The sequence below is a fragment of the Rhizohabitans arisaemae genome, assembly GCF_025996515.1.
Taxonomy (GTDB): Bacteria; Actinomycetota; Actinomycetes; order Streptosporangiales; family Streptosporangiaceae; genus Rhizohabitans; species Rhizohabitans arisaemae.
The window spans coordinates 1,179,518-1,197,490 of the sequence record NZ_BLRH01000060.1 but is presented as its reverse complement, the minus strand read 5'-3'; the positions used below and the strand labels follow the sequence as shown (position 1 = coordinate 1,197,490).

At 68.3% G+C, this 17,973-nt stretch carries 19 protein-coding genes and 1 tRNA gene; 14 read left to right on the top strand and 6 right to left on the bottom strand.

Annotated features, from left to right (window positions below; all coding sequences use genetic code 11):
• The first annotated feature begins 19 nt into the window (after positions 1 to 19).
• Positions 20 to 208, top strand: a complete 189-nt coding sequence (locus tag RUR_RS33965; protein ID WP_283139324.1) for a hypothetical protein — start codon at positions 20 to 22, stop codon at positions 206 to 208.
• Positions 209 to 403: 195 nt separating this feature from the next.
• Here the strand turns inward: RUR_RS33965 and RUR_RS33960 are convergent, their stop codons facing one another.
• Complete coding sequence (locus RUR_RS33960) at positions 404 to 709, bottom strand: hypothetical protein (protein ID WP_283139323.1); 306 nt, start codon at positions 707 to 709, stop codon at positions 404 to 406.
• The gene (locus RUR_RS33955) at positions 684 to 1,133 is read right to left on the bottom strand and encodes a hypothetical protein (protein ID WP_283139322.1); all 450 of its coding nucleotides are present in this window, start codon (positions 1,131 to 1,133) and stop codon (positions 684 to 686) included. Before RUR_RS33955 ends, RUR_RS33960 begins: the two co-directional genes overlap by 26 nt.
• Positions 1,134 to 1,256: 123 nt before the next feature.
• Between RUR_RS33955 and RUR_RS33950 the strand changes: the two genes are divergently transcribed.
• The gene (locus tag RUR_RS33950) at positions 1,257 to 1,721 is read left to right on the top strand and encodes a hypothetical protein (protein WP_283139321.1); all 465 of its coding nucleotides are present in this window, start codon (positions 1,257 to 1,259) and stop codon (positions 1,719 to 1,721) included.
• Positions 1,722 to 1,941: 220 nt separating this feature from the next.
• Here RUR_RS33950 and RUR_RS33945 read toward each other — a convergent pair whose 3' ends face one another.
• Positions 1,942 to 2,667, bottom strand: coding sequence for a GntR family transcriptional regulator (locus tag RUR_RS33945; RefSeq protein ID WP_283139320.1), 726 nt, complete (start codon positions 2,665 to 2,667; stop codon positions 1,942 to 1,944).
• Positions 2,668 to 3,128: 461 nt separating this feature from the next.
• On the opposite strand from RUR_RS33945, the gene RUR_RS33940 reads away from it, so the two are divergent.
• The 6 genes from RUR_RS33940 (at position 3,129) to RUR_RS33915 (ending at position 9,752) form a co-directional block, all read left to right on the top strand.
• Positions 3,129 to 3,329, top strand: a complete 201-nt coding sequence (locus RUR_RS33940; RefSeq protein WP_283139876.1) for a hypothetical protein — start codon at positions 3,129 to 3,131, stop codon at positions 3,327 to 3,329.
• A gap of 48 nt (positions 3,330 to 3,377) precedes the next feature.
• Positions 3,378 to 4,616, top strand: a complete 1,239-nt coding sequence (gene fxlM / locus RUR_RS33935; RefSeq protein WP_283139319.1) for a methyltransferase, FxLD system — start codon at positions 3,378 to 3,380, stop codon at positions 4,614 to 4,616.
• A 31-nt stretch (positions 4,617 to 4,647) separates the two neighbouring features.
• Complete coding sequence (locus RUR_RS33930; RefSeq protein WP_283139318.1) at positions 4,648 to 4,794, top strand: hypothetical protein; 147 nt, start codon at positions 4,648 to 4,650, stop codon at positions 4,792 to 4,794.
• 91 nt (positions 4,795 to 4,885) lie between these two features.
• Positions 4,886 to 7,792: a lantibiotic dehydratase gene (locus tag RUR_RS33925; protein WP_283139317.1), complete on the top strand. Its 2,907-nt coding sequence runs from the start codon at positions 4,886 to 4,888 to the stop codon at positions 7,790 to 7,792.
• Positions 7,750 to 8,928, top strand: a complete 1,179-nt coding sequence (locus RUR_RS33920) for a lanthionine synthetase C family protein (RefSeq protein WP_283139316.1) — start codon at positions 7,750 to 7,752, stop codon at positions 8,926 to 8,928. The genes RUR_RS33925 and RUR_RS33920 overlap by 43 nt, the downstream gene beginning before the upstream one ends.
• 20 nt (positions 8,929 to 8,948) lie before the next feature.
• Positions 8,949 to 9,752: a thiopeptide-type bacteriocin biosynthesis protein gene (locus tag RUR_RS33915; RefSeq protein ID WP_283139315.1), complete on the top strand. Its 804-nt coding sequence runs from the start codon at positions 8,949 to 8,951 to the stop codon at positions 9,750 to 9,752.
• Positions 9,753 to 9,859: 107 nt separating this feature from the next.
• Here RUR_RS33915 and RUR_RS33910 read toward each other — a convergent pair whose 3' ends face one another.
• Positions 9,860 to 10,003 (bottom strand): hypothetical protein, encoded by a 144-nt coding sequence (locus RUR_RS33910; RefSeq protein ID WP_283139314.1) that lies wholly within the window; start codon positions 10,001 to 10,003, stop codon positions 9,860 to 9,862.
• Positions 10,004 to 10,357: 354 nt separating this feature from the next.
• Here RUR_RS33910 and RUR_RS33905 point away from each other — a divergent pair, with 354 nt between their 5' ends.
• Positions 10,358 to 10,915, top strand: a complete 558-nt coding sequence (locus RUR_RS33905; protein WP_283139313.1) for an RICIN domain-containing protein — start codon at positions 10,358 to 10,360, stop codon at positions 10,913 to 10,915.
• A gap of 200 nt (positions 10,916 to 11,115) precedes the next feature.
• Here RUR_RS33905 and RUR_RS33900 read toward each other — a convergent pair.
• Positions 11,116 to 11,201 (bottom strand) — tRNA-Leu (locus RUR_RS33900).
• 120 nt (positions 11,202 to 11,321) lie between these two features.
• On the opposite strand from RUR_RS33900, the gene RUR_RS33895 reads away from it, so the two are divergent.
• The 5 genes from RUR_RS33895 (at position 11,322) to RUR_RS33875 (ending at position 17,692) form a co-directional block, all read left to right on the top strand.
• Positions 11,322 to 12,644, top strand: a complete 1,323-nt coding sequence (locus RUR_RS33895) for a M20/M25/M40 family metallo-hydrolase (RefSeq protein ID WP_283139312.1) — start codon at positions 11,322 to 11,324, stop codon at positions 12,642 to 12,644.
• A 198-nt stretch (positions 12,645 to 12,842) separates the two neighbouring features.
• The gene (locus tag RUR_RS33890) at positions 12,843 to 13,343 is read left to right on the top strand and encodes a hypothetical protein (RefSeq protein ID WP_283139311.1); all 501 of its coding nucleotides are present in this window, start codon (positions 12,843 to 12,845) and stop codon (positions 13,341 to 13,343) included.
• A gap of 237 nt (positions 13,344 to 13,580) precedes the next feature.
• Complete coding sequence (locus RUR_RS33885) at positions 13,581 to 15,566, top strand: chaplin family protein (protein ID WP_283139310.1); 1,986 nt, start codon at positions 13,581 to 13,583, stop codon at positions 15,564 to 15,566.
• A 401-nt stretch (positions 15,567 to 15,967) separates the two neighbouring features.
• A complete protein-coding gene (locus RUR_RS33880) occupies positions 15,968 to 16,444 on the top strand; it encodes a hypothetical protein (RefSeq protein WP_283139309.1) in 477 nt (158 codons plus the stop codon).
• 90 nt (positions 16,445 to 16,534) lie between these two features.
• Entirely contained in the window at positions 16,535 to 17,692 is a 1,158-nt protein-coding gene (locus RUR_RS33875; RefSeq protein ID WP_283139308.1) for a PrsW family intramembrane metalloprotease, read from the top strand.
• On the opposite strand, the gene RUR_RS33870 is transcribed toward RUR_RS33875, so the two are convergent.
• Positions 17,667 to 17,852 (bottom strand): DUF5703 family protein, encoded by a 186-nt coding sequence (locus RUR_RS33870; protein WP_283139307.1) that lies wholly within the window; start codon positions 17,850 to 17,852, stop codon positions 17,667 to 17,669. The genes RUR_RS33875 and RUR_RS33870 overlap by 26 nt on opposite strands.
• Between the last annotated feature and the right edge of the window lie 121 nt (positions 17,853 to 17,973).

Below are 17,973 nucleotides of genomic sequence, written 5' to 3'. Positions count from 1 at the left end.
ACCAGGAGCGGAAAGCCTCGTGAGGCAGACGCCGGACACGCTCAGCGGGTTCGTCCTCGACGGTGCGGCCCTGGCCGAAATGGCGGACATGAGCATCTACGCGACCACCTTCGCCGACCGCGGCGTCACGCTGTTGGTGCGGGCGGCTGCCGTATCTGAGGCCTGGCAGACGATTCGCCGATCGGCCCGCAGCGGGTCAACCAGATGACCGACTTCCTCGCTGGCCCAACCATCCTGATCGAGGCCCTGGACGCCACCGACGCATTCAGCTGGGTGGGCAGGTGGCTCTCGTCGCCATTGGCGTCGCCCCCACAGACCGTAAGCCGAGTGGGTGGACAACTGGCGCCGCCGTAGCCGTCCACGCCGCATGCACGAGTGCCCCGGCTCCAACGGGTGAGTCCTCTTAGCTGCTCGTCTGCTCGATCTGCTCGCCGGGACCAGCCGCGACGAGACGCCGCACCTCGCCGATCACAACGAGCGGCAGCGTCACCACGAAGAACCCCACCCGCGTCATCCGCTCGGCGTGACGAGCCCAGGCGTTGCGGCCGTCGGCGAACCGCGGCCCGCCCGCCTGCATCAGGCGCTGCCAGCGCGTAGGACGATCGACCGGCGGCTCGAAGAAGCCGCGGTACCACGCAACCCGCCATCCGGCTGCCACCCGCCACCGGAGCCGACTAAGGCTCTCACGGTAGGCGACGTTCGCAATCACGACGCGACACCGTCCTCTCGATCGACGCGTTCTCCGCCGTGTACGGCTTCCCCTTGTAGCGTCCGACTGTGCGTGCCCGTACCCGCCAATGGCCGGGCGAGCATGCCGTACCCACAGTGACCTGCTTACGCACCTTGAAGTTCACTCCCGGGATCGTCGAGCTGGTCTCCTTCGCCCGGATCAGCCACTTGGCGTTGGTGTCGCGGCGCTCCAGCGAGACGGTCAGGACATGCCGCTGAGGTGGTGTGACGCAGATGGTGAAAGCCGCCCCGACGATGCGCCCGTTTCCGGGCCGGGCTTGCGATCCGAAGTCGAAGTGCGTCTCGCAGTTGAAGCCCACCCCGGACGGCTGAGGCGGGCCGGCGCACCCTGACGGTTGCGGGGTGAGCAGGAGTAGGGCGCCGGTCAGGGTGAGGACCCGCATCGGCGCCTCCGGAGCGTGGTGGTGAGCTCATCCAGTGTGAAGGCTGCTGTGCCCGAGGCCAAGAGGCGCAACCGACACCGCATACCCGATTGACCCCCGCGAGCACGGCTTCACGATGGGCTGGTGGACACTTCGACGAGCATCTCCGCCGACCCCGACCTCCGCCACCTCGCCGACCTCCTCGACATCATCCCCCGACCTGAGAACCAGGAGTGGTGGGAACTCCTGGCAGGCAAGGGCAAACGCGACAGGCAGTACTGCGACGACTATGTCCTCCCCAAACTTGTCTACCACCTGCGCGTGCTACGCCAGGACAAGCCGAAATGCTCGGACGTCGCCGGGTTGGGCAAGTATCTGTTGATGTTCTTCGGCGATCACGACGCGCCGGTGCTTGATCTGATCGAGCGGTTCACCGAGAGCCTGTACCTGAAGAACAATGTGATGGGTCGGCTGTGGGCTGAGGACCTGGTGGCGACGAGCTGGCGGTTGTTCGTCCGGTACTCGGCCGACGGTTCATGGGAGGAGAAGTGGCCGGCCGATGTCCTGGGCTGGTCCGAGGCACGGCGGAGAAGGACACCAGCGGCGTAAACGAACCGAGCAGGCGATCTTTCCCGTGCTCGAAAGCCCCGTCTAGCTGGGGCTTCTACGTTGAGCTGGCCCGCATCGAGTAGCTCACAACGACTCGTCGACCTATTCTTCCTGGCATTCGCACTTGACCATCAGCATGGTCCGCGTCGCCCAATCCACGTTCAGAACTCGGCTGGCGTCCAGGTAACGGTGGCGTTGGGTGGCGAAAGCGTACCTACCGCTAGCTGCTCCCGTCCGTAACCCCAACTGCCTGGTGATATGTGAGTTCATAGAGGTGGCCAGGCTTGACGATGATTGAGACCTCGATCGGCCGGTCGTGATCTGAGAAAACGGTCCGGAACTGGCGCAACACCGGCACTCCATTTGGCATGTTCAGCCCTTCAGACTCCTCTTTGGTCGGAGGGCGGGTGGACAGCCGGTCAGTGAATGCACGCTCGGGATGCCCCAGTTCGGCAAGCACCTTGGGAGCGCCTCCCGGGATCTTCCCCCGCTGAGTGAGAGGTGTTCCAGCGACAAGGCTCAGCGGATAGTAGGACCAGGACAGCTCAACAGGCACATCGTCTGGAAGCCGTACGGTCATGCGATGCCGTAGGACGGCTCGATCCTCACCTAGTGCCACGGCCACATCGGCGGGCGGCTCAACCTCGCGAACGTCCAGCATTCGGTACTTAACCGAGCGTGCGGCGGGATCGTAGTAGGCGGCAGCGTCAACGACAAAGGTGTCCCGTTCCCGCACATAGACGCCCTTGCCTGTTCGGCTCACCAAGTAACCCTCTGCCTTGAGGATCTTCCAAGCGTTCTGAATAGCAGTGGTAGATACGCCTCGCTGGGCGGCTGCCTTCGGCACCGAAGGCAATTCGGCCCCAGGTGCAAGCAAGCCAGCCATGATCAGGGCGCGCACATCGGCGGCGATCTGTTCGGACAGGTCGCGGGTGTCGGGTCTCACGAATGCCGCTCCTATCTGGTGGTACAGCACGGTGACCTTGCCACCTTATCCGTAGAGCAGTACGGCAGCAGGGTGGACCTATCCACATCCTTGCATCCTTGACGTCAAGGACGTATGCTCGCCTGGCATGCGGTGCAAAAGCCCTGCCGTCCGTGCCACGTACGCCTTGGCGCGGAAAGTTGTGAACGAGCTTCATTTCTAGGAGGGGATCTTTAGTGAGGAATTCGGTGGTTTCCGCTGCTCGGGCTTGGTTTCCCGGGCTGTACGTCCCGGGCACCGCGCCATCGATGACTGCGGCATCCCGGGGCCGGTGAGGACACCCATGGACATCGGCCCCGTCACACTGCCACCAGGCATCGGCAAGGCCTTTCGCTTCGAAGGGGGTCACCGGCTCGCGGGCCTACCGGCCGGGGCATCGGTGCTCGCGCCAGTACGGCCACAGCTACGAGGTAGAGGTCGTCCTGACCGCCTCCGATCTGGAAGGCCCCGGCTTCGTGACCGGTTTTGGCACGCTCGCCCCCTTCAAAGCGTTCGTGGACACCGGGCTCGACCACCGCAACCCGCACGAGATCCTGCCTGTCGAGCCGACCTCGGAGCTGCCGACCCGGTTCCTGGCCGGCTGGTTCATCAAGCACGCGCAGCCGGCGTCGAACACAATGTGACCGACGTTCGCCGGAAGCGCAGCAGGCGCTGAACAGGAGAGGGACCTGATGCTGAACACCACCACCGCTCAGGAGTTGCGGGAGGCGATGGTCGACCGGATCGCCGCGAACCGGCAGACCCTCGGCCTGAGGCTGCCGGAAGAGGTGGCGCGTGCGCTGCGGACCGTACCCCGGCATCTGTTCACCGGCGACGCCCCGCTGGAGGAAGCCTACGGAGACGGCGCGATCGTCACCGTGCGCGGCGAGGACGGATTGAACCTCAGCTCGGTGTCGGCGGCGTGGCTGCAGGCCGCGATGCTCTGCCAGGCTGCCCTGAGGCCCGGCGAGCACGTCCTGGAAATCGGCAGCGGCGGCTACAACGCCGCCCTCATCGCCGAGCTGGTCGGGCCGCGCGGCTCGGTGACCACCGTCGACATCGACCCTGCCGTCACCCAGCGCGCCCGCGCCTGCCTGGACGAGGCCGGATACACCGATGTCGAGGTCGTCTGCGCCGACGCCGAATTCGAGCTCGAACCGGGCCGCACCTTCGACGCCATCATCGTGACGGTCGGCGTTCCCGACATCTCACCGGCGTGGTGGTCCCAGCTCGCCGCCGGTGGACGCCTGGTCGTCCCGCTCCGCACCCTGGGCCTGACCCGCTCCTGGCTGCTTGGGCGCGAAGGCGGAACGCTGGTCTCCGGCGACCACTTCACCTGCGGGTTCGTGCCCCTGCGGGGCGCGGGCGCCCGGCAGGGCCTGAGTATCCCGCTGCGCGATGACCCGTCGGTGAGCCTGTGGCTGGGCGAGGACGCCCACGCCGGCCAAGCCGACAAGATGCGGGATCTGACGGGAGTCCTGGATCTGCCACGCGTCGGCGCGCGGTCGGGTATCACCTTCAGCTCGGGAGAGTCCACCTCCGGCCAGGACATGTGGCTGGCCGCGACCGTGCCCGGGTTCTGCCAGGTCATCGCCGACCAAGAGGCTATCGACACCGACATCGTGCGCCTGACCTGGAGGTGGGGAAGCCCCGCCCGCGCCGACGCGGCGACACTGGCCTACAGGGGCACGCCGCGGCTCGCAGCCGACGGCTTGCACGAGTTCGTGACCTACGCCCACGGCCCCGACGCCGCGGCCGCCGCCGCATTCCTCGCGGAACAGATCGGCGCCTGGGACCGTGCGGGCCGGCCCAAGCCTCGCCTGCGTGTCTACCCGGCCGCGACCCCCGACGGCGAGCTGGCGGAGGGGTTCCGGCTGGACAAATGGCACAGCCGCCTCGTCATCGACTTCCCGGCGGACATCGCCGGGTAGCACTCACCCCCGACAACCGGAAGGACCGTCGATGAACGACATCGAAGACCCCGAAGGCTCCGAGGACTTCACCCTCAACGTCCGTCTCGTGGACAACGCGCCCGAACTGGCGACCGTCCCCAGCGCCGACTGCACCAGCGACGGCTGCACGACCACCATGAGCGTCTACCCCTGCTGAAGGTGCCGACGGTCAGGCGGTCGTTCCCGGCAGATGCCGGGGACGACCGCCCACAGACGGGAGCAGCATGGACCGACCAGCGTTCGCCGCAGTGGACGCAGTGCTCCTGCGCGCCGCGGCCTACCCCGCCGCCTTGCGTCTTCCGCCCTGGCCCGACCTTGACGCCGACGAGCCCACCAGCCTGCTGGCCTGGCTAGACCAGGTGTGGTGCCTGGAGGGTGTCGCCCAAGCCATCGCGGTGGCCAGCCCCGACCTGGCCCACGCCCTCACCGGCCTGCACGACGGCACCGGCCCGCTGCGGCCCCGGCAGGCCCGCCGCGCCGTCGAGGCGCTGATGCGTTACCTGCTGCGCTGGACGAGCAGGGCAACGCCGTTCGGAGGGTTCGCCGGGATCGCCCCAGCCGGTCTTGCCGATCACGCATCCGTCCGCTGGGGCGGGCGGCACACCGGTGTCGAACGCGCCGACGCCGCCTGGCTCGCCGATCTCGCCAGCGGCCTGGAAGCACAGCCACAGGTGCTGCGCCGCCTGCCGGTCCAGGCGAACAACCTGGGTTTCCGGCGCGGCACCGAGTGGGTCGTGCCGTGTCGGCCTCTCGCGGAAGGCGGCTTCGCCGACGTCGCGGTCACCCTGTCGCCACCCCTGGAGCGGGCGCTTGAAGCAACGCAGGCTCCGATCGTCTTCGCGGCGCTGCTGGACAGGATGAGTCGGCAGCACCCGACGGCCTCGGTCGACACCATAGAGGCCATGCTGACCGAGCTGGTGGCGCTGGGGGTGCTCCTCAGCGGACTCCGCCCGCCGATGACGGTCACCGACCCGGCGCCGTACCTGACCTCCGCGATTTCGGGGTCGGCGACCACCGGATCTGCGACCGCCGCCCAAGCGCCGGCATCTGCGCCGAGGCGGGCCGTGGACCTGCGGCTGGACTGCGCGGTTGCGCTTCCGCCTGCCGTGGTCAGCGCCGCTGAACAGGCCGCGTTGCTGCTGGCTGCCCTCGGTCCCGACCGTCCGGTCTGGCGGGCGTATCACGCCGCGTTCGTTCACCGGTACGGGATCGGCGCCGTCGTGCCGGTCCGGGAGGTGGCCGACACCGATCGCGGGATCGGCTACCCGGCTGGCTACCGCGGCTCGGCGACGCACCCGCCGGCCCGGTGGTGCGACCGCGACCTCGTGCTCGCCCGCCTCGCACAGGAGGCCGCGCTGGAGGGTCGCCATGAGGTGACCTTGCAGGAGAGTCTCCTGGAGCGGCTGGCATCCGACCCGCCTGCCGTACCGGTCCCGCACACCGAGCTTCGGTTCCTGCTGGACGCCGCTGCTCCGGCCGCCCTCGATTCCGGCGACTTCACACTCTGGGTGGCGGGCGCCTCACGCCACGCCGGAACAACGGCCGGCCGGTTCCTGCACCTCCTGGACGAGGGCGAAAGAGCCCTCTTCACCAAGGCCTACCGGGACCTGCCGGTCAGTACCGCGGGCGCCGTCGCACTCCAGCTGTCGTGCCCACCGCTGGTCGCGCGCAACGGCCACCTGGCGCGCGTTCCCGAGCTGCTGCCGATCCTTTCGCTCGGCGAGCACCGGTCCGCAGGCGAGGCGGCATTCGACCTCGACGAACTGGCGGTGACGGCAGACGCCGGCCGGTTCTACCTGGTGTCGACTAGGACCGGGCAGATCGTCGAACCGGTGCTGCCGCACGCCGTAGACCTGCAGTACGGCACTCAGCCGATGGCGCGGCTGCTATGCGAGATCAGCACCGGCGCTTGCCGGCCGTGCCGCCCGTTCTCCTGGGGCCAAGCCGCCGACGGGTTCGCCTTCCTGCCCCGCCTCCGCCACGGCCGCATCATCCTCAGCCCGGCCCGATGGACCCTCACCGCCGACCAGCTACCCCCGCCCCGCACGTCGGCGCCCGAATGGCGCGCGGCCTTTACCGCCCTGCGGGCGGTTCGACGCATGCCCGATCACGTCATGGCCGGTGTCGGCGATGTCGTGTTCGGCCTGGACCTCACCGAGTCGGCGCACCTGGCGATCCTGCGCGGGCAGCTCCGCAAGGCGTCCCCGCTCACCCTGACCGAGGCCGGCCAGGACTTCGGCTGGATCGACGGCCGTCCCCACGAGATCGTCATGCCGCTAGCCCGCACGGCCGCCCCGCAGCCGCCGACCAGGCGGATCCGGCGACACCTCACCGCCGCGACGCCATCTCATCTGCCCGGCGCGTCCAGCTGGCTGTACGCGCAGCTGTTCGCCCACCCAGGCCGCCACAACGATCTTCTCACCGTCCACCTGCCCCGGCTGCTGTCCGGCTGGAGTGACGGGCCCGCCGACGACTGGTGGTTCATCCGCGACCGCCGGCCGCAGCCCCACCTGCGGCTCCGGCTGCGCCTGCACCACCCCGACCGGTACGGGCCCGCCGCAGCAGCCCTCGCCGCATGGGCCGCCGCGTTGCGCGAGACCGGCGTCCTAGGCGACCTCGCCCTGGCCGCCTACCAGCCCGAGACCGGCAGATTCGGGCACAGCGCCGCACTACACGCCGCCGAGACCGTCTTCGCCGCCGACTCCGCCTACACCCTCGCCCTCCTGGGCGCAGGCATCGACCCGGCAGCCGCGATAGCCGCAGGACACCTCGGCCTCGCGACCGGTCTCCTGGGAACCGACGGCACCCGTTGGCTGATCGACCACATCGAGCACGGCGGCGGCCCCGCACTGGACCGATCCGTCCTCGCCCAAGCACACCACCTCCACCACCGCCCGCCAGCCGACCTGGCGGGCCTGGCCGCCCGTCGCCGCCGTACGCTCATCGCCTACCGCTCCCACCTGGACGACTGCGACCTCGACGCCGCTGTGACCGACCTGCTCCACCTCCACCACGCCCGGATGATCGGCCTCGACCCCGACTCCGAACGGATGTGCCTGCGCCTGGCCCGGGCCCTCGCCCAGCAATCACGCCACCAGGAAAAGAGCAGACCGTGCGGTTCCACGAACCGGCGCGCCGCGCCGCCGACCACATAGCGCAGCAGTTGCACGCGCCTCCTCCCACCGGCGTGTACACCCCGTCCCTGACCGGCGACGGAGCTGCCGGTGTCGCGCTCCTGCACATCGAACGGGCCCTCGCCGACGGCGGCTGGGCACCTGCCCACCACTGGCTGACCGCCGCAGTCGGCAACGGACTCGCCATCCGCACCGGCAGCGGCCTCTACCACGGCGTGGCCGCGATAGCATTCGCGCTCCACCCCACCAGCGCCCATCCCGGATACGCGGCCGCCCGCGCCACCTGCGACAGCGCCGTACAGACCATCACCCGCCGCAAACTCCACCAAGCCCGCCACCGCCTCAGCTCAGGCCAGCGCCCCGACGTCGGCGAATACGACCTGATCAGCGGACTCACCGGTCTGGGAGCACACCTGCGCCGCCATGATCCCACCGGTGACCTCATCGAAGACGTCCTCACTTACCTCGTGCTCCTCACCCAGCCCGTGAACGGCCTGCCCGGCTGGTGGACTGAAGCGACACCCGGACGCGCCGAGGGCCATCCGCCCGGTGGCCACGCCAACCACGGGATCGCCCACGGCATCACCGGAGTCCTGGCACTGCTGAGCCTCGCCCTGCGTGACGGCCTGACCGTTCCCGGCCAGTGCGAGGCAATCGAGACGATCTGCGCCTGGCTCGACACCTGGCAGCAAGACCACCACGGACACCCTTGGTGGCCCGAAACAGTGTCGCTCGACGACATCAGACGTGGCCAGCCGACACAACACCGGCCGCCCCGGCCGTCCTGGTGCTATGGCACGCCCGGCATCAGCAGGGCGATGCAACTCGCCGCCCTGGCCACCGGCGACCTCGCCCGAGCCGTGCTCGCCGAATCCGCCGTGATCGGCTGCCTCACCGACCCCCGCCAGATCGGGCTGATCATCGACCGCGGTCTCTGCCACGGCGCCGCCGGCCTCCACATGACCGTCGCCAGCATCGCCGCCGACACCCCCACACCACTTCCCGACACCGCGAACCTGCTCCTGCGCCAACGCGCCCACCCAGCCGAGCCGACCGGGTTCCTCACCGGCAGCGCCGGGCACGCCCTCGCCCTGCACGCCCTCTCCGCCTGCAAGCCACCCACGACGACCTGGGACACCGCCATGCTCCTGCGCTGACAGCGAAGGGACCTACCCCCATGCGACTTGACGGAGACTGGCACCAGGCCAACCTCACCTTCACCGACCCCGACGACGCCGAACATCTCGCGGCCACCCGCATCGCCCCCGCCCTGCGCGACGCCGAGACAGGCGGAGCCGTCACCTCCTGGTGGTTCGCCCGCAAACAACAATGGAGAATCCGGTACCAGGCCACCAGCGATACAGCAGCCGACACCGTCTGGGCCGCGCTCGCCGCGCCGGGCCCATGGTCGGCGACCACCAGCGTGTACGAGCCCGAAACGCACGCCTTCGGCGGCATTGCAGGCATGCACGCGGCCCACGCCCTGTTCCACGCCGACAGTCACCACATCCTCGACCCCACCCACGACCGCAGCGACCGGCGGGAACTCACCATCCTGCTGTGCACCGCGATGATGCGGGCCGCCGGACTCGACTGGTTCGAACAAGGCGACATCTGGGCCCGTATCGCCGACCTCCGGCCACCGGCCGACCTCCCCAGCCCCACCCGATGGGCCTCCTTCAAAACCGTCACCCGCAGGCTGCTCACCGCTAATACCAGCCCCCTCCGCGCGAGCGGATCCCTGACCTACGCCGCCGACCGGTTCACCGCCTTCGAGCAGGCCGGTGCCACCCTGGAGGAACTCAACTACGACGGCACCCTGACCCGGGGCCTGCGCGCGGTCATCGCCCACCACATCATCTTCGCCTGGAACCGCCTCGGCCTCCCCACACCAACACAGGCAGCCATCGCCCAAGCCGCCAAAGAAGTAATCCTCGACGAATCGGGGGTCGAAGTACAGCGGAACGACAACGTCCGCTAAGCCTGTACGCGCAGGTCAATCGTGACGGCTGACGCCGAGACAAGGGCTTTGCGGACGTTCTCGCTCCATCGGACTGCCATAGTGAGCGGGCTCCAGCGGCCGGAGGGCTAGCTGGCGGGCAGGCGGGGGCGCGGGGCGGCCCATGACCAGGTCGGCGGCGCTGGGAAACAGTCCACGCAGGCGTCGTTGATCCGGTAGAAGGCGGCGGTGCCGACGCGGTCGCCCAGCACTAGGAGCGTCGGGCCAGGCATGGTCCGCAGCGTTTCGTGCCCGGCCTGTGGCGGCGGTGATTGGGTTGGGATGGCCGCCGTCTCGGGTGATGGCCGTTATCGTGGGTGGTCCTGCGTGGGGCGGTCGGGTGCTCCCGCTGGTGCCCGGCCGCGACCGGTCGGGGCTGCGGCCAGGCACCGTGGGGCGGTGGTCGCACCTGCGGCTGCGCCGTTCTCGGGCGCGGCTTTGCCATGGTCGCGTCGACGCCGGTTTTCTGCCTGTGTGGACCGAGCGATTGGTGACATCACTCAATCGATTACGGCGGGTATCGAAGTGAACTCGTTGAGTGCATGATCGGGTAGCGTTACTTCGAGATCGAAAGGACCACCTGGATCATGCGTGCATCGCCATCCGGGCGGCTGGGGGTCACCAGCGCCGCCCTCACCGTCCTGCTATCCGCCCTCACCGTCGCCGCCCCGCCCTCCACAGCGGCCGACGACCGCTACAACACCGGCTATCCCCCGATCGACACGTGGGTCCGGATCAAGTCAGAGGGCTCTCACAAGTGCATGACCGTTGAAGGCGACAGCGCCGCCTCCGGCGCCCGCATCGTCCAAGCACCCTGCGACCCCTCACGGGCCAGCCAGCGCTTCCGCGAATCCGGGGACGCCGAGCGGATCATGACCAACTACGGCAAGTGCCTCAACGTTGCCGATAACTCCAGCCACGACGGCGCCTTCATCATCCAGTGGGACTGTGGCGGATACGAGAACGAGAAGATGTACACCACAAGTGGGGGCGTGAACAGGGGGTTCAGGATCGGAACACGAATGCGTCACCCCAACCCCTACCTGCAATTCCGTTGGCGTAGCGACGAGGACGGCCAACCTCTTGTCCAATACACTCGCGATCTTGAGACGCCCTGGCAGAAGTGGTTCTGGAAGCGGGCATAGCACCCTCGGCGCGGACCGCGATGACCTGGCCCGGATGATGTTCACCCTGGGTGGGATGGTCCGGGTGCTGGGGGATGTCTCGGCGGAGCGCAAGGCGGAGATCTACACGGCGCTCAAGCTGCGGTTGATCTACCATCCGGGCAAACGAAAAGTGCTGGTCAGCTCTCAGCTAGACCAGCACTCCATCGGCGAAACGAACGTGTCCGAGGGGGGACTTGAACCCCCATACCCCTCACGGGGCACTAGCACCTCAAGCTAGCGCGTCTACCTATTCCGCCACCCGGACAGTGGTGCCTGGCACGTGGGGCTTGCCCGCGTCGGCGAACTTAGACTAGCAAACGTTCCGGGGTGCGGCATCCACGATTCCTTCGGCAAGATGAGGACGCCGGCTACGACGGGTTTCCGGATGCGAAGTACAGAGGTGGACGCTGTGAGTGGTGAGAACGAGGTCGTCGAGCTGTGCCGGGATCTCATCCGTATCGATACCTCCAACCCCGGGGACGACAGCGGGCCGGGGGAGCGGGTGGCGGCGGAGTACGTCGCCGCGAAGCTGGCCGAGGTCGGGGTCGAGTCGCGGATTCTGGAGAGTCGTCACAAGCGGGCGAGTGTGGTGGCCAGGATCGAGGGGACCGATCCGGGCCGGGACGCGCTTTTGCTGCACGGGCACCTGGACGTGGTGCCGGCGGAGCCTGGTGACTGGCGGGTCCATCCGTTCTCGGGTGAGGTCGAGGACGGGTGCGTCTGGGGCCGGGGCGCGGTCGACATGAAGAACATGGACGCGATGATTCTCGCGGTGATGCGGGATCGGCTGAGGAGCGGCCGTCGTCCGAGCCGGGACGTGGTGTTGATGTTCACGGCCGATGAGGAGGCCGGCGGCGGCCTGGGTGCCCGTTGGCTGGTGGAGAACCACCGGGAGCACTTCGACGGCTGTACGGAGGCGATCGGCGAGGTCGGCGGCTTCAGCGTGAGTCTGGACGAGCGGCGTCGCCTGTATCTGATCGAGACGGCGGAGAAGGGCATCGCCTGGCTCAAGCTGACCGCGACCGGCCGGGCCGGGCACGGATCGATGATCAACAATGAGAACGCGGTGACAGAGCTCGCGGCGGCGATGGCCAGGATCGGCCGGTACGAGTGGCCGATCCGGATGACCAAGACGGTTCGGACCTTCCTGGACGAGGTGAGTGCGGCTCTCGGTGTCGAGCTCGATCCCGATGACCTTGAGGCGACGGTGGCCAAACTCGGCCCGATGGCTCGACTAATCGGGGCAACATTGAGAAATACCACTAACCCCACCATGTTGGAGAGCGGATATAAGGTAAACGTCGTTCCGCAGACCGCGACCGGACATGTCGACGGGCGCTACCTTCCCGGCTACGAGGATGAGTTCTTCAAGCAGCTCGACGAGTTGCTCGGGCCCAATGTCACCCGTGAGTTCGTGGTTCACGACATCGCGCTCGAAACGGACTTCGACGGCCCGATCGTCCAGGCCATGACCACAGCCCTGCTGGAGGAGGACCCGGACGGGCGTGCGGTGCCGTACTGCCTCTCCGGGGGGACGGACCTCAAGTCGTTCAACGCCCTCGGCATCAGGGGATTCGGATTCGCGCCGCTTAAGCTACCGGCGGATCTGGATTTTTCGGGAATGTTCCATGGAATTGATGAGCGTATTCCCGTCGAATCCCTTCAATTCGGTACAAGGGTTCTTGACCGGTTCCTGGATCTCGCCTGAGTTTTTCCGGGGAATTTCATTGCCTTAACAGCCCGTGCTGCTACTGTAACTTTCCGTTCAGGGGCTACGTCTTCAAGACTGATTGAAGGCGTGGCCCGCGGATCGCATCGGGGAGTGCATGTGGCACCGGAGCCAGGACAGCGGAGGCAGGCGACGACGCCTTCTCGCGCTGTACGGCTTGCGCGCCGTCTCCTCGTGATGGGTGGCCTGATCGCCGCCGGCTGGCTCCTCAGCGGTTCCACAGCGCATGCTGAGCAGGTCCAGTCGCCCGCGACAGCGATCACCGAGGTCAACAGAGTCGTTGACCGGTCCTGTGAGATTCCCGGGGCACGTTGCGAGGGGCGGGAGACGACTTCCGATCCCGAGCATTCGGCCGTCACCGAGGCGAAGACCTTGTCATCGCCGATCGACGGTGTGGTGTCCTCCGCGGCCGAAGCCATGGCCGGTCGTGGTGTCGACGGCATCACGAGTCAGCGGACCCCTGGCTTTCCCGAGTCTCCACCGACCAATCACACCACCGACGTAGGCGGAGCCTTGCCGCAAACAGGTGGTGGTTCCGGCCATTTCGGTCCGGCGATGGGTGATTCCGCACGGTCGGGTCGCACCGTGCCGTCATTGGTCGTGCTCACCCCGGTGGCATGGCACATCCCCCCGGTCGTCCGCACGGCTGCGGACGAGCCGTCCTTCTCCCCCGACTGACCTTGCGTACCTAGCGACCCGTCCATGTGGCACGGGTCGGGGCGGAGCACGCCTTCACACGGCATCTCCGTGCGGGTCAAGCGTCACTTCATATTCCCGAGACACCGGGCCGACCCATCCCGGCGGATCGCGGGTGCCCACTCGGGCTGAACCTCGTGTGCCACACGCGGGCTCAGCCTGACGACAAGGCACGAAAAGTCAGGTTCTTCTTCCCCCAAATTACAAGGAGCATCAACCATGCGAACGTGGGCAAAGGGCACTGGTGCCCCTGCGGCTCTGCTCGCTGCGAGCGTTGTGGCCCTCGGCGCCGCTCCGGCCTACGCCGACACCTCCGGCAACAACTCCATCGGCGGTGGCAACCAGCTCAACCTCCCCATCTCCATCCCCCTCGACCTCAGCGGGAACGCCATCGGAGTGGCCGGGGACTCGGCCGCCTCCTCCACTGGTGGCGCCACCGTCCGCAACAGCGGAGGCGGCGGCATTCCCGGGGAGACCTCCGGGAGGAACAGCGTGCTCGGCGGCAACCAGGTGAACGCCCCGATCAGCTTGCCCGTCAACGCCTGTGGCAACGCCATCGCGATCTTCGGTGAGTCGAGCGCCGGATGCAAGGGCGGCTCGTCGGTGCGGAGTGGAGGCGGTGGCGGGGCCGGAGGCAACTTCACCACCGGCGAGAGCGGAATCCTCGCGGGCAACCAGATTCTCGCCCCGATCAGCGCACCCGTCAACGCCTGTGGCAACGCCATCGCGATCTTTGGTGAGTCGTCCTCGCACTGCCGGGGCGGTTCCGAGGTCAGGAACACCGGCGGCGGCCCCGGCGGGAACGAGACGACGGGCCGGTCCGGGGTGGCCGGCGGTAACCAGGTGGTGGCCCCGATCAGCGCGCCTCTCGGCATCTGCGGTAACACCGCGGCCGTGGCCGGAGAGGCGTTCTCCGGCTGCAGGGGCGGGGCGACCGTGAAGAACACGGGGGGTACCCCGACCTACCAGCGCACCCCGGCTCGCGCCGCCGTGCCCGGTCCCGGGGCGGGCGGAAACGCCACCGAGGGTCGCTCGGCCGCCGCAGGCGGCAACCAGGTCGTCGCACCGGTCGGCCTTCCGATCAATGTGTGCGGAAACGGCGTCGGGAACGCTCCAGGCCCGATCACCTGCCCGGGTGGCGCCACGGCCGAGAACGGTCCCGGCGCGGGCGCCGGCGGCAACACCACCACCGGACGCTACGGCGCGATCTCCGGTAACCAGGTGGTCGCCCCCGTGACCGCACCCGCGAACATCTGCGGCAACGCGGCCGCTCTCCTTGGGGAGGCGTTCGCCGAGTGCAAGGGCGGCGCCGAGGTCAAGAACGGCGGCGGAGGGGCCGGCGGAAACACCACGACCGGCAAGTCTGGGGTGATCTCCGGTAACCAGGTGATCGCGCCGATCACCGCGCCGGTCAACGCGTGCGGCAACGCGGTGGCGGCGCTGGGCTTGGCCGACGCCCACTGCAAGGGCGGCTCGAAGGTGACGACCGGCCCCGGTGGCGGATGGAACACCACCTCCGGACAGTCCGGTGTGGCCGCCGGTAACCAGGTGATCGCGCCGATCACGGCGCCGGTCAACGCGTGTGGCAACGCGGTGGGCGCACTCGGCGACGCGGGGGCGGGATGCCTCGGCGGCGCACTCGTCGGCAAGCCCGACACCCCGCTTGCGCAGGCCGCTCGCTGGGCGAAGGAGTTCCACCGCACCGGCAACCCCTCGACCGGCGTCCTTCCGGCGCTTCCCCTGGTTCCCGCCACCGGCGGCCTGGCCACGCTGAAGGGGGTGGCATCCCAGCCGATGCGTGCGGGGGCGCTCCCCGAGGTCCCGGTGATCGGCGGGGCCGGCGGCATGCTCGGCCTGCCGGAGCTGCCGGTGGTCCCCGGAATGTCCGGTGCCCAGGAGGCCCCTGGTACTCAGTCCGCCCGACAGGGTGCACAGGAGCTCAGGCCCACGCCCAGGCGGGGCGGCGGGCTGCCCGCCCTGGCTCCGGTTCAGCAGGCCGCCGGCTCCCTCCCGGTCTCCGGCGCGGTGCGGAACGCGGCGACCACGCTTCCCGTCGGCAACCTGGGGCTGATGAGCGCCGAGCAGCCGGCCGGGGCCGCGGGGATGGGGCTCGGTTCGCTCATCGCCCTGGCGCTGGGCTCGGCGCTGGCGCTCACCGCCAGCCTGATCAACGGCTCTCGCCGGTTCCGCTTCGGCCGTCGGTGAGACCGGCACCCGCTGAAGTGATGTGAGGTACCTGTCCGTGTCGAGGGCCAAGAGGGGGACTCCGACGCGGGCAGGGCTCACCCGGCACAGCCGCCGACCACAACAGCCCTGGCTCCAGGCACCTGCGGCAGGGGATCGCAAAGACGCTTTGCTCGTTTCGGGGGCGCGGCCCGAGGCGAGCAAAGCCTTTTTGATTTCCGGATATCAGGGGATGTTCGTAGCACACCCGGTGATGGGGGGCTACCAGGTCTTCCACGCTTTATCGGCATCGCTATGCACCCACCGCTGGGCACACAACGGGGGGATGTATGTCTGCATGGCGAAGGAGCCGTCGCGGACTGGGTCTAGACCGGGACGGTCTTCCAGCGACGCTGGCGGTGGCGGGGGTGATGGCGGGGGTCGTGCTCATTCCCACGACCCTGGACGCCCTGGTGGACGGCCGGGCCAAGATCAGTGTCGGCGCGGTGTTCACGGTCAGCGGATTCAAGTTCACCCCGAACCCCGAATGGCAGGTCGATCTCAGCCGCTCCTACTCCGGGCGGCAGAGCGTGCTCATCGACGGGGCGGCCACCTATCGGATCTACGGCTTGCGCGGAGTGAGGTCCGTCGTCGAGGCATATCGTGAGGCCGTCCGCCGGTTCGAGGCCACCACTCCGGGTGTGGTTTCCGGCGACCCGCGCTCTTTCGTCACGTCCGGGGGATTGGCGGGCTTGAGCGGGATGATCGTCGGGGTGAGTGTTTCCGGGCGGCTGTCGGTGGTGTTCACCGGGAACAGAGCCCTGGTCACCGTCTTGACCGTGCCGCCCAGGCCGGCGTGTTCGCGGCTGCTGGAGCAAGCCGATCAGATGACCTTCTCGGTGCGGACGGCGGCGAAGTGACCGCCGCCTCGGCCGGATGCGTGCGGTACGGCTTGCGTGACATCCCCTCCAGAGGCTTGCGTGAGATCCCCTCCAGAAGGGTGGGGTGAAGTGGCCTCTGTGATGGACGCGCCGCGTGCGGGAGGGTTTCTCCGTCCACGGCGCCATGCGTTCTGGCTGTACCTCATCGTCCTCGCTCTCGGCGGCTCGTCGATCGGGGGTTCGCTGGCCCGCCGGGCGTCGGAGGCCCCGACCGGCGCGTTTCTGCTGGAGATCGCGCTTTACACGCTCTGGCTCGCCCCGGCGCTGTGGTTCATCCACCGGCTCGACCTGTTCGAATGCGAGCCGCTCTCACTGGCCGCCGCCGCTTTCGTCTGGGGCGGTCTGGTCGCGACGGGCCTGGCGCTGACCGCCAACACCGCGTCTTTGTCGTTCCTGGCGAAGGTCGATCCGACCTTCGCGTCGGCATGGGGTCCGGCCGTCGCCGGCCCGACGACCGAGGAGACCCTCAAGATGATGGGGGTCATCGTGATCGTGCTGATCAACCGGAATCAGTTTGACCGGGTTCTGGATGGTTTCGTGTACGGCGCATTGGTCGGTCTGGGGTTCCAGTTCGTCGAGGACATGCTGTACGGGCTGGCGGCCGCGGCGCAGACCGGTGAGTCGTGGGTGAGCGCGGTCGTGATCAACTTCGTCCTGCGCGGTCTGGTCAACGGGCTCTGGACGCACGCGGCCTGGACGGCGATCGCCGGCGCGGGGGTCGCCTGCTTCGTCACCCGCCGCGAACTGTCCCGGTGGAAGCGGGTGACCGTCGCGACCTGCCTTTTCCTGGTCGCCTGGTTCCTGCACTTCCTGAACAACTCTCCGCTCTTTCCCATGCTGTTCGGGCAGGAGAGCGGGCTTCTCACCATCGCGCAGGTTATTTTCAACGGCCTGGTTACGTTGTCGGTCGGTGTGGCGATCTATCGTCGTGCGGTGAAGCTGGAGTACGGCTGGTTCGCCGAGGTGGTACGTGATGACATCGGGAATGCTTTGATCAGTGAGGCGGAGGTGGCGGAACTGGCGACCAACGGAAGCCGGCGTCGCGCGGTACGGCGTGCGGCGATCCGGGGTGGTCGCCGGGCGGCGCGGCTGCAGCGGCAGCTACAGCAGGCTCAGATCGCCTACGGCGTGGCGAAGGCCCGCCGCAGGGAGTCGGCTGTGATAGAGGAGAGGCAGCTGATAGAGGAGATCAAGAAGGAGATCAGAGAGTTCGGACGGCGCGGATGACTTTGCGGCGTAGCCACACCCGGCGGCTGCCGTCCGGATACAGTCGCAGGCGGTCGAGCTCCCAGTCGCCGTACTCGGCATGCTCGGTCAGTATCTGCCGCGCGGCGTCTCTGGACATCTCACGCGGTAGGCGGAGTACCAAGTACGAGTACTCAAGCACTGGGCATAATCTCCTGGGGGTGTGGAGGGGAGTCTTACCCCCGCAGGTCTTCTATTCTGCGTCCTGGGGGCTCTACCCGGAAGAGCCTGATAGCGAGGGCGCCGGATCGGGTAAGGAAGGG